Origin of the sequence: Phormidium sp. CCY1219, from assembly GCF_035615515.1 — a bacterium.
GTDB lineage: Bacteria > Cyanobacteriota > Cyanobacteriia > Cyanobacteriales > Laspinemataceae > CCY1219.
Window position 1 is genome coordinate 1 of sequence record NZ_JAJENT010000594.1, and the last position, 16,202, is coordinate 16,202.

A 16,202-nucleotide genomic window follows, 5' to 3' on the forward strand; every position below is an offset into this window, starting at 1 on the left:
AATTCATTTTTCATTCATTGACTCTAGGAGGCGGAGCCTCGGGGAGGCGTTCCCAGGCTGAGCCTGGGAACGAGTTAAGGGGTTGGTTAAAGTGCGATTTAAGCGACTTTGAGTTGACGGATGGGAAGTTCAATTACAAACTCAGTGCCTTGTTCCGGTTCGGACAAACAATGAAGTTTTCCCCCATGTTTGTCCACAATAATTTGATGGCTGATTGCCAATCCCAGACCCGTACCTTTGCCCATTGGTTTGGTAGTAAAGAAGGGGTCGAACAGACGAGATTTAACGTCCGGAGGGATACCGCAACCGTTATCGGAAATCGAAATTGCCACGGTGTTCTTGTCAATTGTGGCGCTGCGAATGCGAATGACAGGAAGTGGAGAATGGGGATGAGAGATGGGAGAAGTGAAATCCCGTTTGTGCATTTCCAAGGCATCGATCGCATTAACCAGCAGATTCATAAACACCTGATTGAGTTTGCTGGCGTAGCATTCCACCGGCGGCAATTCGCCATAGTCTTTAATCAATTTAATTTCCGGGCGATTCGGTTTTGCTTTCAGGCGATTTTGCACAATCAGTAAAGTGCTATCAATACCTTCATGGATATCCACACTTTTCATCTGAGATTCATCGAGGCGAGAGAAATTTCGCAAGCTGCGAACGATTTCGCGGATGCGTTGGGTGCCGACTTTCATAGAAGCGAGCAAATTGGGCAAATCTTCGATGATAAAATATAAGTCGTTTTCTTCTGCATGAGCGGAAATCGTGGGAGGTGGGACGGGAATTTCATGGCGATATAACAGGAGGTGTTCGATGAGCTGTTTGATGTATTCGTCTGCATGGGTTAAGTTCCCATGAATGAAGTTAACCGGATTGTTGATTTCGTGGGCAACCCCAGCCACCATCATTCCCAAGCTGGTCATTTTTTCGCTTTGCACCAATTGGGTTTGTGCGGTTTGCAACTCGTGTAAGGTGGTTTCCAAGTGTTGGGTTTTTTGTTGTAGGGATGTAATTAAATCGGTTTTTTCGGCTTGGGTTTGTCGCATCTGCTCTTCGACTTGTTTGCGTTCGGTAATTTCATAGCGAATCGATAAATACTGATAGGGTTTTCCCCGGTCATCTAAAAAGGGCACGATGGTGGTATCGACCCAATAGTAACTGCCATTTTTGGCTTTATTTTTGATTTCCCCTTTCCAAATTTTACCGCGACTGATGGTAGCCCACATCTGCTGGAAAAAGGATTTGGGATGATAGCCAGAGTTGAGGATGCGATGGTTTTTTCCGAGTAATTCCGAGCGAGAGTATTGGGAAATTTCGCAAAATTTGTCGTTGATGTGGGTGATGTTACCTTGGCGATCGGTGACGGCGACGATAGCGGCGCGATCGAGGGCAAATTGAATGTCAGAGAGTTGTTTGAGGGAGTGGCGCAGTTCGGTTTCCATCCGCACGCGCTGGGAAACATCTTCGACAATTCCGAGGGCTAATTGAGGTTCGCCGCGATGGTTGGGAATCATGGAGGCGGTGAGTCTTCCCCAAATTGGCGTGCCATCTTTGCGAATGTAGCGAGTTTCGCTTTGGAAGGAGTTTCGCACGCCGCTGACCATTTCTTGGAAGCGCGATCGCTCGGCGTTTAAATCTTCGGGATGGGTTAATTCATCAAAGCTTAATTGCTGTAGTTCTTGTTCGTTATAGCCGAACATTTCTTGTAAGACGCGGTTGCTTTTGAGGATTTTGCGATCGCCGGGAGTGGCGATCGCCATTCCAATGGCGGCGGTTTCAAAGATGCTGCGATACAGTCGTTCGTTTTCGCAGATGACTTCGGTTTGCTGTTGCTTAAATACGGTAATATCCCGGGCGATCGCCTGAATCGAGTTTTGTTGCGCGAGGGGCGTCGCTTTCCAGGAAAGCCATTTATACGCGCCATCTTTGCATCGACAGCGGTTTTCAAAGGAAATAGAAGTGACGCGATCGGCTAATTTTTGCCATTCCGCAATACTCCACGCCCAGTCTTCCGGATGAATCAATTGGATTAACGGCGTCGCGAGCAGTTCTTCTCGCGTGTACCCTAAGATAATTTCCCAGTTCCCATCCATCCATTTCAGATAGCCATCGAACCCCACTTCCGCACTCAATGTAGGGCTAAAATTTTCTCCTGCTACATGGAGTGGGAATGGAAAATTCTCTTTGCCATTTAAACCTACATTATTTTCGGATTGAAATAAAAACATACTCCCCCATTTCCTTGAATCAGCGATAAGTTAAGTATTTGTTCTTAGGCAAATTGACCGGGCGATCGCTGCTGATGAAAGCAGCTTCTGTGTCAGTTGGTGCTCTCCTTTCCCCCAACTTGCCTTATTTGGAGCGACCCACTGTTTTAGCACCCTTATTTGTCGGCGAGAAATTTTCGCATCCTGCGATCGGATGCCTTTGTTGTGTCGAAATTTACCAACTTATCTGGTAAACTTTTTCTGGAAATAAACCTTGCTTATTTAATTTAATGTATTTCCCCAATCCTCTACTCCTCGGTTTTTTTAACTTTTTCTTAATTTTTTAGCTGTTTCTATGGAGTCGGGGGGTAGCGGTTGGACCAGAGGTCATTTCATAGCTCAGAAAAGCAGTTTTGCCAGAGATGAAAGGGTGAAGCCGGGATAAATAGTGCGGATTCTATATAAACTCTGACGGCAATAAAATAATAAGCGTTGGGTGGAGAGGATTTGCGGAGGATAAAATATAAAAATTGGGTTGGATTTGCATGATAACAGGCGAGAAATTTTCCCCAAGGGGTGGCGATGGATCCGGATAAATCTGCAACGGCGATCGCTCCTCCCCTGGAGTGGGAGGTGGCCCAGTTATGAGAGGGTCTCCTTCCAAGAGGTCGCCTGTTGAGAAATGGGAATTTCGATCGCAAATTCTGCCCCTTGTCCCGGTTCGGAAATGCATTCGATTTTGCCTTGATGTTTTTCCACAATAATTTGATAGCAAACCGACAGTCCCAACCCCGTACCTTTCCCCACCGGTTTAGTGGTAAAAAATGGGTCGAAAAGCCGTTCTTTAACTTGTGGATTCATGCCCGCCCCATTGTCCGCAATTCGGATAACCACGGTATTTTCGTCGATTGATTCCGTGCGAATGCGAATGGTCATTTGGGGTTGGTCATTGGTCATTTGTCCTGGGTCATTTGTCATTGGTGGTTGGTCATTTGGGCATGACTGGGAACCCGTGAAGGAGGACGAATGACCATTGACAAAGGACGAATGACCATTGACAAAGGACGAATGACCATTGACAAAGGACGAATGACTATTGACCGAGGAATCCAAGGCATCGATCGCATTGTTGAGCAGATTGAGAAAGACCTGATTGAGTTGACCGGGATAGCATTCCACTTTAGGTAAATGGCCAAATTCGGTAATAATTTGAATGGCGTTGCGATCGCCGGTGGCGTTGAGACGTCCTTGTAAAATCAGCAAGGTACTTTCAATGCCCTCGTGAATATCGACCCGTTTCATTTCCGCTTCATCCAGGCGGGAAAAGGTTCGCAAACTTCGCACGATTTCGCGGATGCGATCGGTGCCGACTTTCATAGATTTGAGAATTTTTGCCAGGTCTTCGCGGAGAAAATCCAACTCGATATCTTCAGATTTTTGAGCGATAGTCGGTTCGCTGTTGCCATAGAGTTGCTGATAAACTTCTAGCAAACTCAGTAAATCTTTCATGTAATCGCTGACATACCCTAAATTGCCGGAAATAAAATTAACCGGATTGTTAATTTCATGGGCGACGCCGGCCACCATTTGGCCCAAACTGGACATTTTTTCCGATTGAATGAGTTTAGTTTGGGTGCGCTGGAGTTCGGCGAGGGTAGTTTCGAGTTGCTGATTTTTTTGGCGCAATTCTAAGGAAGTGGCATGTAGGGTTTCCACGGTTTGTCGCAGGCGAGTTTCGGCATAGACGCGATCGCTGATATCTCGAGCCACGCCAATTACCCCGATAATATAACCTTGACGCGATCGAAAGACGCTTTTTGTGGTTAAATAAGTCCGGGTTTCCGGTTTGGTTTGCGCTTTGCTGGGCAAGGGTTGGATAACTTCTTCCAGAATTTGGGTTTCGCCTTCAAACATAATGCGGCGGTCATTTTTCATCAGTTGATTGGCGGTTTCTGGCGAAAACAATGCCCGGTCATCTTTGCCGATAATCTCTTCTACGGACTTGCCGATAATGCGAGCGCCTGCGGAATTCATGGTCAGATAGCAGCCTTGCAGGTCTTTTAAAAATATCGGGTCGTCAGTGCCTTCGGTAATTGCAGATAAGAGGTTATAACTTTCGAGCAGTTCTTCTTCGGCGCGTTTGCGTTCGGTAATGTCGCGCACGAATAAAATAAACATTCGGCGTTGAGAGAGGGTGAATTCGCCGATTGCCAATTCGATAGGAAAGGTGGTACCGTTTTTGCGCTGTCCGACGATTTGAGAAGCGTTTTCCCCGGAAGCGGATTGGCGACGATCGAGAGAAAGGTTCAGGTAGGTTTCCAGGTCTTGTTGCGGAAACCAAGGCATCAGAAGGGTGAGGTTTTGTCCGCTTGCGTCGCAGAGTTGATAGCCAAAAAGTTGTAATGCGGTGGTATTGAGCCAGTGAATTCTACCGCGATCGCCGATAGTGATAATGGCATCCGGGGCATTGTCTAAAATAGCGCGATGTTGTTGTTCGTTGTCTTCGAGTTGCTGAATGAGTTTGTGGGTGAGGCGAAAGAATAAAATTGCGCCGATGAATACTACCCAAATGGCAACTCCGACAAACAGAAAGGAGATTTTGAGGAAGGGGGCGCGAATTTCTGCCAGGTCGATTTTCGCCACCACGCCCCAGTTTAATCGGGGGATGGGTTCGTAGGCGGCGAGGACCGCCACGCCGCGATAGTCGAGTCCCACGAAGGTACCCGATCGCCCGGAGAGCGATCGGCGCAGAGATTTAGCGAGGGTAGCATCCCAGGAGAGGGAGGGCAGTGGGGAGGATCCATCGCGGCGATGGGAGAGCAACACCTCGATGCGATCGCCTTGTCGTTCCACCACCATTAATTCTTTGGTTTTGTCGGATCCTTCGCGATGCTGGTAGGCGTCGGTGAGGGTTTGTAAGGTGGTTTCGCGAGTGCCGTTATTGTTGTAAATTGCTTCGACAATTCGCGCTTGGGTTTTCGCTTGTTCCACCAGTCGCGATCGCTGCTGTTCTAAAGTGGTGCGATAAAGCACATAGAGGGTAACGCCGGCGATCGCCATCGCGATCGCGGTGACGTTAACCGTCAGCATCACCAGTCGCTGTCGGCGATCGATGGAATTGCTGTGATTGGCTTTTTGTTCGGTTGCTCTAGCACCCAAAATCCACATGTTGCTTTTAGCCCCTTGTGTTCGTTATGCCGGGGTCTTCCCAGGATGGTGACACTGTTGGTGGTGTATCTAGTTTAGACCCGCTGTGGCTTATCTGTGCGCGCACCCTAGTGATTTAACTGTCAATTAACAGGCAATTTTTCAGCCACATGGCAGATGAAATTTAAGATTTAATTCTTTCAGGTTAACCTATCTTTTCCCTCGGCGATCGCGGTGTCTGGGGATTCCATCTTTTAATCGTTTAGCTAATTCAAATCCTTGACGTTTTGCGGCAATTATGATAATAAATATTGCATGTATTTCTCATAGGCATTAACTCGTTCCCAGACGGTCGCCTGGGAACGCCCCACCCCTGCGCCTCCCCCTCAATACAGGTGCAAAATAATTCGCACACGAACTTATACTTTGTGTATTGTCAATCGCCGCTCACGTGAACCACCACTTCCCGCCCGTGACCCCGGGCGCGATGTTCCCAGAGATAAATGCCCTGCCAGGTGCCCAAAACTAGCTTCCCGCGATCGATGGGGATATGTTCGGAGGTATGGGTCAGGGCGCTGCGAATATGTGCGGGCATATCGTCGGGACCTTCGGTACTGTGCAGGTAGCGGCGGTTTTCCGGCACTAAATCGGCAAAGAAGTTTTCCAAGTCGCGCAGCACATCTGGATCGGCATTTTCTTGAATTAACAAACTAGCAGAGGTATGGCGGACAAAAATCGTACATAGCCCCGTCTGCACTCCGGATTGTGCCACTACATCTTGCACTTTGTTGGTGAATCTACAGAGCGATTTTCCGTTGCTGTTTAGTTTGAGGACTTGTTGGTGATGAGTCATGGCAAAGGTAAACTGTTCAATTAGCACTATCGAACGACAATCTAAACGGGAATGGGGGTTAAAAATAATCCACAACCGCCCGGGCGATCGCTTCGGTACCATCCTTGGCGATCGGATCCGAGTGACGCGGGGGGCGTAAAGGTTCGGCTAAAAAATCCCAATTCCCCTGGAAAAATTCCCGTTCGGTGATAATTCTATGGTAAGCGCTATTTTGAATTCCTTCCAGTAAAATCGGCGATTCTGCAAATCCTTCCCGGGTGAGGGAGATGATGGGCACTTGCAGGCGACAAGCTTCGGAAAAGGTACTAAATCCCGGTTTGGAGACCACTGCGCGACATAAGGGCATAAAATCCACGGGACGAATCGGTTTGAATTCGGCGGGAGGGAAGGGAGAGTGCATGAAGCGATCGCGCACTTTAATGACATTCGGTAAATTCGGGGCGTTTCCATCAAAGGTAATAAACTGCCAATCAGGAAATCGGGTGACATTCTGATAGGGAATTTGGTCTAACCCCAATCCGCCAAAGGTTAGCATCACCGTTTTTTCCCGAGGTGCGGTTATCCTCCAAATCTCTCGCAGTGTTTCCAAATCATATCGCGGGGTTCCGCCGGTTAATCCGGTATCGGTTTGCACCGGAAAAGCGCTCATCGGTTCGTTAAAAGGCAGGCGAAATAAGCGATCGCACTGACTGAAACACGCCCCAATCCAATCTGCCATCTCCGCAAATTCTCCGCCCCACGGACGATAAATAAAATCCCAGCCAAAATTGCCGATCGCCCAACAAGGAATCCCTGCCGTTTTCGCAATCGGTGCTGCTAGGGGCGGAATATCCGCTAACATCAACCCCACGCGATTCAACTGAATAAAACTCACCTCGCCGGCAATTATTCCATTTTGTCGCTGACGAATTTCTTTGAGTTTTTCTAATGTAGCTTCCCGGTTCATCTTCAAGCTATCCGATTGAATCACCCCCACATCAAATGCCCGAGGACGGAGGATAAACTCACCGAGAATGTAGCTTTCTAACAACCAGCGCGGTGCAGTTGTCACCAAAATTAGCAATATTTCTGGATTGAGTTTTTGAATTTCTGCCGCTACCGATGCAGCACGTACCGCATGACCAAATCCATGATTGGTAATGGCAATATAAATCGCAGGTCGAGACATTCTAGTTATGTTCCTCTGTGGTAATAAAGCTGGCAAATCAGGGCATGTACGGCTGAAATAGGGAAGGGATATTACGGGGGGAAGCGTTCCCAGGCGATTCCTGGGAACGAGGGCGAGGAAGCCACTGAGGCGATCGCTGCGATTTCCGATTCAATTCACCTCACCTTGCATGGCATGGAAAAGCATTTTTCGCCTCAATTTAATACTTCTGACAAAAGTCGGTAATTGCTTCCACTAGCTGCTCGATTTCCGATTCTAAGGTAAAGTAATGAACGCAAGCGCGAACGCAGTCGGGACTAAGAATTGTTCTGACCATGATGCGATATTCTTTTTCTAAAAACTTCACCAATTGCGCGTGAGTTGCCCCGGCGTCGCGCAGAGTTTTATCGAGCTTAAAAGAAACTAAACCGGCTTCTGGAGGAGCAGTTCGCAGGCAGTTTATTTGCCGGATGCCGTTGAGTTTTTGCCAAAGAAACTTGCTCAGTTCCAGGATGCGCTGGTAGCGTTCTTCGATGGTGCCCCATTGGTGATGAATGGCGATCGCCTCTCTTAATCCCGCATATAATGGATAGGCAGAAGTTGCCACTTCAAATCGTCGTCCATCGGGTTTAAACCCGGTGACTTCGGCGGCGGAATTGGTTACAATCCCGCGCCACCCAATAAAAGAGGGTTGTAAACTCGCCGCAGCGTCGGGACTCACGTACAATCCGCCCAATCCTTCCGGTCCGCACCACCATTTATGACCGGTAAAGGCATAAAAATCAACCCCGCTTTCGATGAGGTTTAATGGTAAAACGCCTACCGATTGGGCCGCATCTACCAGGACCAGGGGTTTGCGGGAATGAGTGGCTTGTTTGCCCCACTTGCGGCACAGTTTCATAATTTCCGTGAGGGGCAACACTTGACCGGTATTCCACAGAATATGACTGAGGACAATTAACCGCGTATTGGAGTGTAAATGTTGGGCGAGGAGTTCGAGGGGATTGCCTTGGTTTAAGGTTTTCATTAAGGGAAATGTGGAGACCTCTAGACGAAAACGCCGCGCAATTTCCCCCACTACAGCGACAATTCCGGGATGTTCGCAGTCGGTGATTAAAACATGGTCGCCGGCTTGCCAGTTGAGACCCCACAGGGGAATGTTGCACCCCACGGTTACGTTTTCGGTGAGGGTGATGGTTTCTGAGGGAACTGTAAGTTCGGAGGCGATCGCTTTGCGGATTTTTGGCATCTCTTCTTCAAAAATCCACGCCTGGGTTTCGCCACTAAATGGTCCGATTTCCTGAATATACTCATACGCGCGATGAATGGCTGACAATGCCACCTTTGGCATTGGTCCTTGTCCCCCATAGTTGAAATATGTTTTGTTCGCGAGTGCTTGAAATTGCTCTCGATATTGTTCTAGCACTGTTTTTTCCATCAAATTTTACCGGATAAAACCCCGTTCTTAATTTTGCCACAAAACTGGGGGGAGTTTATCCCCCGATGTTGGGTTGACACATTTTTACAATTGTGCCAGCCTGAATGCCTAGGTGGCGATCGCCTCATTCTGTGTCCTCCACCTGCACTGCACATTCCCCAAAGATAAAATTCACCGCCGCCAACAGTGACTCTAACTCGGAAATGGTATAGATTTTCCGATTTTGGCTAAATCGGTTTTCCTGGAGTTTTCCAAACTGCCAAGCTTGCCCGTTAGAAACGATACCAAATAGGGTTTTTTCTGCATTCTTATTCAGTTTTTGCATAGCCACCATTTCTGCCAAGCATTGACCCCAGCCGGCAATAAAATCATCTTTTTTCGCTTTTACCGTCACCAAAAAGGGTTTTTCAAACACCTCTTTTCCCAAAGGAGAGCGTTTCGCCAGCAGATAATCCGGCATTCCGCAGAGATTTTCATCATAGACAATGGTTTTGTGACTCCACAAGGTAAATTTTTCTCTATAATTCCGATACACTTCTTTTAAATTTGGAAAAATAATTGTTTCGCATACTGCATATTCCGATTCATAAAAAGCCAATTCGCGCCAATTAATTTCCAGGTCTTATCCAAAGGAGTTTCTGAGGTTGAATTCTGCTTTGACAACCAACTCATCGGGTTGGGAAGTGATTTGATAAGCTTGCAAAACTTCGCCAATCGTTTGATAAGCAGTAAAAGGCATAATCGGGGGTCATTGGTCGATGGTCATTGGTCATTGTTTAGAGGAGTTTTTTTGAGTTAATGAAGTAGTGGAACAATCAGTTAGCGGTTTGGGGAATGATGCAGACAAGAGATTTTATCGAGAAGGTGAGGGAGGATTGGAATGCTGCCAGTGGGTAGCGTTTCGGGGGATGTTTTCCAGGGCGATTTGTAAGTTGGCAATTTTTACTGGTTTAGTCAGATAGTCATCCATTCCCGCTTCCAGACATTTAGCGCGATCGCCTTCCATTGCGCCGGCAGTCATAGCAATAATCCAAGGGCGCTGGTGCGGTTCCCACTGCTGACAAATGCGGCGGGTGGCTTCCAACCCATCCAGGATAGGCATTTGCACATCCATCAGTACCACATCATACCCCTGACGGTGCAACGCTTCCAACACTTCCTCGCCGTGATTCGCCACATCGGCGTGATACCCCATGCGCTTGAGAATTTGCAATGCCACTTTTTGATTGATCCGGTTATCCTCAGCCACTAAAATCCGCAGGGGCAATCGTTGGGCAAGCTGGGAGTCGATTTGTTGCTGTGGCGGGGCGGTTTTGGCGGCGACGCGGGTAGGTTGTTTTGCCACCACAGGGATCAGCACCTCGTAGAGTTGCGCCGGTTTGATCGGTTTGCTAACACAGGCGGCGAAATGAAGCCGATCGCCCTCCATCGGCGATCCCATCGAAGTCAGCAGAATCAACGGTAATTTATCCGCATCGCGATAGTTTCGCAACTCTTGCGCCAGAGTGACGCCATCCATATGAGGCATTTGCATGTCCAAAATCGCCACATCGAAGGCTTCTCCCTGGCGCAGCAAGGCGATCGCCTCCGCCCCAGAACTGACATCCACCGACAGCATGCCCCATTTCTGAGTTTGCAGGCGCAAAATCTGTCGATTCGTGGCATTATCGTCCACAATCAACAGCCGCTTGTCCGCTAACTGGGGCTGCACTCCCTTATCCGACACCTTTGGTGGGCTAGGGGCACTCGCCGCCACAATAGTGAAATAAAAGGTCGAACCCACATTTACTTCGCTTTCCACCCACATTCTGCCCCCCATCAGTTCGCTGAGGCGCTTGCTAATCGCCAATCCCAGACCGGTGCCCCCATATTGACGAGTGGTGGAGGCATCCACTTGGGAAAACGAGCGAAACAGTCGATTTAATTTATCCGAGGGAATTCCAATGCCAGTATCTTTCACCGCCACAGTAATTTCATAATAGGTCGGCGATCGCTCCCCTTCGGAGGAGTCTTTTCCCTGAGCGGAATGGGGGCGATCGAACAAACTGCCCAGGGGAGAGGAGTTCCCCATTTCCTCGGCACTCACCGAAACCACCACTTCCCCAGTGTCGGTAAATTTCACCGCATTACTCAGCAAATTGACCAGAATTTGGCGCAGGCGAGTGCCATCGCTGACAATGCATTCCGGGGTAGTTTCCGCCATCAAATAGGCGACATCCAAACCTTTTTCCCCAGCTTTGGGAGCCATAAGACCCAGAGAATCCTCGATCGCCTCGCGCAGGTCAAACCGATGAAATTCCAGATTTAACTTCCCCGCTTCTATCTTGGAAAAATCCAAAATATCGTTAATAATCCTGAGCAAAGCATCGCCACTGTTGCGAATCGTTTCGACAAAATCGCGTTGCTGCGGGGTCAGTTCCGTATCCAGGAGCAAACTGGTCATACCGATGGTGGCATTCATCGGGGTGCGGATTTCGTGGCTCATATTGGCCAAAAACTCGGACTTGAGGCGGGTGGCGGATTGAGCTTCGCGCAGGGCGGAGTCGAGGAAGGCATTGTTTTTTTCCAGTTGTGCTGCCAGACGCGCGGTTTCTGCCTGAGAGTTCATTAGTTGTTTGATGTAGCCGCGAATCTGTTTGACCGCTGGATGGAAGATAAATAGCGCTTCACACAGCAAGACGAGCAAGGTGATCCCCAACAAGGACCACTCGATCGCTTGGAGTCGTTCTACCCGCGCTTTGGCTTCGCGGTCGTATTGAAAGACAATGGCATCCATCCCCTGGAGAAATTGGGCTTCAGAGGCGAGAATTTGTTCCACCAAGGGGTCGAGTTTGCCGTTGGGGGGCGCGGCGGGGTTTTCGGAAAATAAGGCGATCGCCTGCCAAGCTGCGGTTTGCATGGTGCTGTAGTGAGGGGCGATTTCGGCAAACATTTCCCGGACGCGATCGCTATTTTCACCGGGTAAACCCAACTGGGGGTCTCCATGCAGCAACCCTTGATGAGAGTTCGTCCACAGGGTGACAACTTGCTGCAATTCTTCCAGGCGCGCTTGGCGTTCCTGGGGATTGTCCGCTGTTTGCAGGGCTAATGCGGCTTTACTGAGTTTTTGGCTGAGCATCCGCTGTCTGCCGGCGATATTGATGGTGCGCGAATCGCTAGACTGGAGTTGCAGCGATCGCTGAATTAACCCTTGACCGCCAATGGAGAGAATGGCTACCGCACTGAGCGCTGCAATATAAAGAACGCTTAGGCGACGAATTGGAGATTTCGGAGTGTCTGGAGAACGCATAAGGTCTGCAGCCTGTTACCTGTTGGACGAACGAATCAAAGTCTGTTTTACTTCTATTTTGCTAGATGCTGCTTTTTAATGGCTTCGGTTTACATAAACTTTATTTAGGCATTTTTCATCGAAGTCTTGTACTTTTACTTAAAATTTAAGAAACCTACCGATTCTTTGTTCGCCGACAACCGGGGGCGGCGCTAACCCAGGGAAGAGGGGATATCGATGGCAGGTGAAGTATTCTTAGGTTTCCCCGGTTCCCCTCTTGGCAACCAAGGCGATCGCAATCCGCCGCAAAGCGCGCTTTGCGGAAGCGGAACCGGGAATCCGTCCCAGATTATTGCTATTGTAAAAACATGCTGTTAACTGACGACCTACTCTTTGATTATCAACGCTGCGATCGCCTGTCTTTTCTGAATGTCTATGGCGATTGGCGCGATCGCGATCGTCCCAGTGACTTTGTGCTGAAACTCAAACAAGACAGCCAGCACTACCGAAACAGCGTACTGGCGCACACCGATTATGAAACGCCGCGTTATCCCTCGGGAGATTGGGTGGCGGGTGCTAAAGCTACCCTGGAGTTAATGCGACAGGGCGCGGAACGGATTTACCAAGGAGTGCTCTACGCTGAAGATTCGCAGGGGGTCACCCTACTGAGTCGCCCTCATTTATTAATCAAGCAACCGGGACCTTCGGCGTTTGGCGAGTGGCATTACTCGGTGATGGAGATTCGCTTCAGCAAACGCCCGAAAGCCGAACATCAAGTTATGGTGGCGTTTCACACCTATGTTTTGGCACAGGTACAGGAAGTTTGGCCGCACCAAGGGTGGGTGGTGACGCGGGAGAAGGGCTTCTCTGCGGTGAATTTGGCAAAATATGGGCGATTGATGCGGGGGATAATGGGGCAATGTCTGGAGATGTTGGAGAAGCGCCAAGAACCGGAGGTGTTTATTGCTCGTCATCCTTGCGGGTTATGCGAGTGGTATAGCAGTTGTTATGCGATCGCGGAGTCGAACCATCACCTGTCTCTGCTACCGGGGGTGACTCCCACGCGCTATCGCCAATTGCAACAGCTTGATGTGACCACAGTGGAAGCCCTGGCTGATGCTGACCCGGAGAAACTGGCGATCGCCCTGGAAGCCGCGTGCAACAATCAGTATGCCCCGGAGGTGGTGGCTACGCAACTGATTTTACAGGCGCAAGCCACTTTGGGCGATCGGGCGATTCCCAAACCGGGACAAGTGCCGATCGCCCCTCATCTTTTGCCGGTGTCTCCGATCGAGCTTTATTTTGATATCGAAGCAGAACCAGAATTGGATGTGGATTTTCTGTTTGGCGTGTTGGCGATCGACCGCCGCAATCTGTGCAATGGCACGGAACCTCGCCAAACATTTTATCCGTTTTTTGCCGAAACTCCCGCCGAGGAAGAGCGCATCTGGAATGAGTTTTTGAGTTTAATTTGGAGTTATCCGATCGCGCCGATTTTTCATTTTTGCGATTACGAGTTTCAGACCTTGAAAAAATTGGCGAAACGCTATCGCACTCCCGCCCAACGCTGGCGACCGATTTTAAAGCGGTTTGTTGATATTCATAAGTTGGCGACGCGATCGGCGATCGCGCCGGTGGAAAATTATGCCCTCAAATCTTTGGCCCGCTGGTTGGGATTTGATTGGCGCGAATCTCTCGCCTCTGGCGCACAATGCGTCCTCTGGTACGATCGCTGGTTGGAAACCGGCGATCGGCGTTACCTAGAGGCAATTTTATCCTATAACGAAGATGACTGTCGCGCTACCTACGTGGTCAAAGATTGGCTGGTCAACTTTTCTCAAACCCACTCTCAACCCCATTGAAAAGCAAACGATTAAAATCGCGTCTATGCTTTTCTTCTATCCGCCGACTCGGACTTAGTTTTTTACCTCTATTCCGGCGGCGGACTTTCTATCAATTCTCATGCCCACACCTGGTAAAGTTATGACTATAAAAGGTAGCTCTTGGGCGCGGCAATTCTTCTGCATCGCCCTCTTTTCTACCCTCTGTATCGGATGCAATCCCACCCCTCAATCCGCACCGAAAACCAATCCGGTTTCCACTCCAACTCCCGCACCGACAACCTTCTCGAACTCCCGCATCGAGTATTTAGGACAAGTCAAATTTCCCACGGGTTTGGAATTTGAAAACACCCAAATTGGCGGACTTTCTGGCATTACCTACGATCCGGAACGAAATCTTTACTATGCCATATCCGACGATCGCGCCTTAACCGGTCCGGCGCGCTTTTATACCCTAACCATCGATTTAGATCCGTTACAAGTCACCCCCACCGCCGTGACGGTTTTACTCTCGCAAGACAATACCCCCTTTGCTTCCTATCGTCTCGACCCCGAGGGGATTGCCCTCAGCAAACGGGACAGTTTTTTTATCTCCTCCGAAGGGGATGTTAACCGGAATATCCCGCCGTTTATTAAGGAATTTAATCGCGAGGGAAAGGCGATTAATACCTTGCCAATTCCCGATAAGTTCCTCCCGGGAGAACGCCAAGGAATTCGCAATAATCTGGCTTTTGAAAGCTTGACTTTAACCCGAAGCGATCGGTTGCTCTACACGGCAACAGAAAGCGCTCTGGTACAAGATGGAGCGGAAGCGAATCCCGAGGCTGGCAGTCCCATTCGGATTTTACAATATAATCTCATTGAAGGCAAGCCAGTCGGGGAATTTTTATATATGACCGAACCGGTGCTGAATCCGCCGAAGACGCCGGAGGCATTCAGCATCAATGGGGTAGTGGAATTGTTGGCGGTAGATGAAACAAAATTGCTAAGTTTGGAACGGGGATTTACGGAAGAGATTGGCAATCGGATTTTGTTGTATGAGGTAGACTTGTCAGAGGCAACGGATATTCGCCAAATTGAGAGTCTGGGCGATCGCGATTTGAATGGGATACAATTGGCAGAAAAGAAATTGCTGTTGGATTTACAAGACTTGCCAATTGCGTTGGATAATATTGAGGGAATGACCTGGGGGCCGGATTTAGCCGATGGGCGGCGATCGCTGATTTTAATTAGCGATAATAATTTTAACCCTTTGCAAGTGACGCAGGTTTTGGCCTTTGCGATCGCGCCGCCGAAGTAAAGCGCTTTATGCTGGGTTATGCCCACCCGAGAGTTTGAGATTACAATTCCACCTCTTCATAAATTTCGGCTACGGTCATCTCTAACCCCACGGCGGCAAATTGTATGGTATCTGCAGGACCGAAAATTTCCCGAGTCCAATCGCCGCGATCGCCGCGTCGATAAATCTCCACTTTCATCTCAGTTTGCGACACCAACACATACTCTTGCAAACTGTCAAGTTGGCGATAATTGTTCCATTTTTCGTGGCGATCGACTCGTTCCGTATTCGGAGAAAGCACTTCCACAATCGAACAAGGACGAGTTTTAAAGTATTTTTCTCGGTCTTGCAGGTCGCAGGTAACCGACACATCGGGATAGTAAAATAAATCCAACGATTCGATTTTGACCTTCATATTGCCGGAAAATACCCGACAACCGCTACCGCGCAAGTGGGTTCGCAGTCGGGTTAAAAGATTCACGGAAATCAAGTCGTGGGCTTCACTCCCGCCCGACATGGCATAGACTTGACCGGCAATGTACTCATGGCGGAGATTGCTGTGCTGTTCCAGATTGAGATAGTCCTCAACGCTGAGATAGGATTGTAGGGGTTGAATGGACATGGCGGTTCTCCCAAACGGCGAGCAACGGTTCTGACTCGATTGTGCCTGGTCTGCAAGGGAATCGCCATACCCCCGAGGGAAGGCTTCTCGTTCCCTCGGATTTCTCGGAGATTGCCAAGGAGCAACCCGCAAATCCGACCCGAAAAAATTTTTTTTGAAAAAGGGGTTGACAAATCAAAAAAATCGCGTAATTATAGAGAAGGCTCAGACAAGGGACTGTAGTTCAACTGGTCAGAGCACCGCCCTGTCACGGCGGAAGTTGCGGGTTCGAATCCCGTCAGTCCCGTTAAAAGCATAATATCTATCGATGTAGAGACGCGCTCCGGCGAGTCTCTACATTATTATTTGGGGCACAATTGAACCAACCCCCACCGACCCATCGGCGGGGTGGAGTTCATTG

Annotated in this window: 10 protein-coding genes and 1 tRNA gene; 3 read left to right on the plus strand and 8 right to left on the minus strand. The window is 49.1% G+C overall.

Annotated elements, in window-relative coordinates:
• Positions 1 to 98: 98 nt before the first annotated feature.
• The 7 genes from LKK83_RS16630 to LKK83_RS16660 all read right to left on the minus strand — a co-directional run bounded on the left by LKK83_RS16630 (position 99) and on the right by LKK83_RS16660 (position 12,081).
• Positions 99 to 2,228 (minus strand): PAS domain S-box protein, encoded by a 2,130-nt coding sequence (locus LKK83_RS16630; RefSeq protein ID WP_324632350.1) that lies wholly within the window; start codon positions 2,226 to 2,228, stop codon positions 99 to 101.
• 621 nt (positions 2,229 to 2,849) lie between these two features.
• A complete protein-coding gene (locus LKK83_RS16635; protein WP_324632351.1) occupies positions 2,850 to 5,375 on the minus strand; it encodes a PAS domain S-box protein in 2,526 nt (841 codons plus the stop codon).
• A 415-nt stretch (positions 5,376 to 5,790) separates the two neighbouring features.
• Entirely contained in the window at positions 5,791 to 6,207 is a 417-nt protein-coding gene (locus tag LKK83_RS16640) for a secondary thiamine-phosphate synthase enzyme YjbQ (RefSeq protein WP_324632404.1), read from the minus strand.
• A gap of 58 nt (positions 6,208 to 6,265) precedes the next feature.
• Positions 6,266 to 7,375, minus strand: a complete 1,110-nt coding sequence (locus LKK83_RS16645) for a glycosyl transferase (protein WP_324632352.1) — start codon at positions 7,373 to 7,375, stop codon at positions 6,266 to 6,268.
• A 199-nt stretch (positions 7,376 to 7,574) separates the two neighbouring features.
• Positions 7,575 to 8,792 (minus strand): aminotransferase class V-fold PLP-dependent enzyme, encoded by a 1,218-nt coding sequence (locus LKK83_RS16650; protein ID WP_324632353.1) that lies wholly within the window; start codon positions 8,790 to 8,792, stop codon positions 7,575 to 7,577.
• Between the two features lie 124 nt (positions 8,793 to 8,916).
• A complete protein-coding gene (locus LKK83_RS16655; RefSeq protein ID WP_324632354.1) occupies positions 8,917 to 9,390 on the minus strand; it encodes a hypothetical protein in 474 nt (157 codons plus the stop codon).
• A 255-nt stretch (positions 9,391 to 9,645) separates the two neighbouring features.
• Complete coding sequence (locus LKK83_RS16660) at positions 9,646 to 12,081, minus strand: response regulator (RefSeq protein ID WP_324632355.1); 2,436 nt, start codon at positions 12,079 to 12,081, stop codon at positions 9,646 to 9,648.
• Positions 12,082 to 12,428: 347 nt separating this feature from the next.
• Here LKK83_RS16660 and LKK83_RS16665 point away from each other — a divergent pair, with 347 nt between their 5' ends.
• Positions 12,429 to 13,922: a TM0106 family RecB-like putative nuclease gene (locus tag LKK83_RS16665; RefSeq protein WP_324632356.1), complete on the plus strand. Its 1,494-nt coding sequence runs from the start codon at positions 12,429 to 12,431 to the stop codon at positions 13,920 to 13,922.
• Positions 13,923 to 14,043: 121 nt separating this feature from the next.
• Positions 14,044 to 15,201: an esterase-like activity of phytase family protein gene (locus tag LKK83_RS16670; RefSeq protein ID WP_324632357.1), complete on the plus strand. Its 1,158-nt coding sequence runs from the start codon at positions 14,044 to 14,046 to the stop codon at positions 15,199 to 15,201.
• Positions 15,202 to 15,241: 40 nt separating this feature from the next.
• Here the strand turns inward: LKK83_RS16670 and LKK83_RS16675 are convergent, their stop codons facing one another.
• The gene (locus tag LKK83_RS16675) at positions 15,242 to 15,802 is read right to left on the minus strand and encodes a Uma2 family endonuclease (RefSeq protein WP_324632358.1); all 561 of its coding nucleotides are present in this window, start codon (positions 15,800 to 15,802) and stop codon (positions 15,242 to 15,244) included.
• Between the two features lie 212 nt (positions 15,803 to 16,014).
• Between LKK83_RS16675 and LKK83_RS16680 the strand changes: the two genes are divergently transcribed.
• A tRNA-Asp gene (locus LKK83_RS16680) sits at positions 16,015 to 16,088 on the plus strand.
• Positions 16,089 to 16,202 lie beyond the last annotated feature (114 nt).

Coding starts and splice junctions, on each gene's coding strand:
- LKK83_RS16630 (WP_324632350.1), bottom strand. CDS start 2,228: ATGTTTTTATTTCAATCCGAAAATAATGTAGGTTTAAATGGCAAAGAG.
- LKK83_RS16670 (WP_324632357.1), top strand. CDS start 14,044: ATGACTATAAAAGGTAGCTCTTGGGCGCGGCAATTCTTCTGCATCGCC.
- LKK83_RS16635 (WP_324632351.1), bottom strand. CDS start 5,375: ATGTGGATTTTGGGTGCTAGAGCAACCGAACAAAAAGCCAATCACAGC.
- LKK83_RS16645 (WP_324632352.1), bottom strand. CDS start 7,375: ATGTCTCGACCTGCGATTTATATTGCCATTACCAATCATGGATTTGGT.
- LKK83_RS16650 (WP_324632353.1), bottom strand. CDS start 8,792: ATGGAAAAAACAGTGCTAGAACAATATCGAGAGCAATTTCAAGCACTC.
- LKK83_RS16640 (WP_324632404.1), bottom strand. CDS start 6,207: ATGACTCATCACCAACAAGTCCTCAAACTAAACAGCAACGGAAAATCG.
- LKK83_RS16665 (WP_324632356.1), top strand. CDS start 12,429: ATGCTGTTAACTGACGACCTACTCTTTGATTATCAACGCTGCGATCGC.
- LKK83_RS16660 (WP_324632355.1), bottom strand. CDS start 12,081: ATGCGTTCTCCAGACACTCCGAAATCTCCAATTCGTCGCCTAAGCGTT.
- LKK83_RS16675 (WP_324632358.1), bottom strand. CDS start 15,802: ATGTCCATTCAACCCCTACAATCCTATCTCAGCGTTGAGGACTATCTC.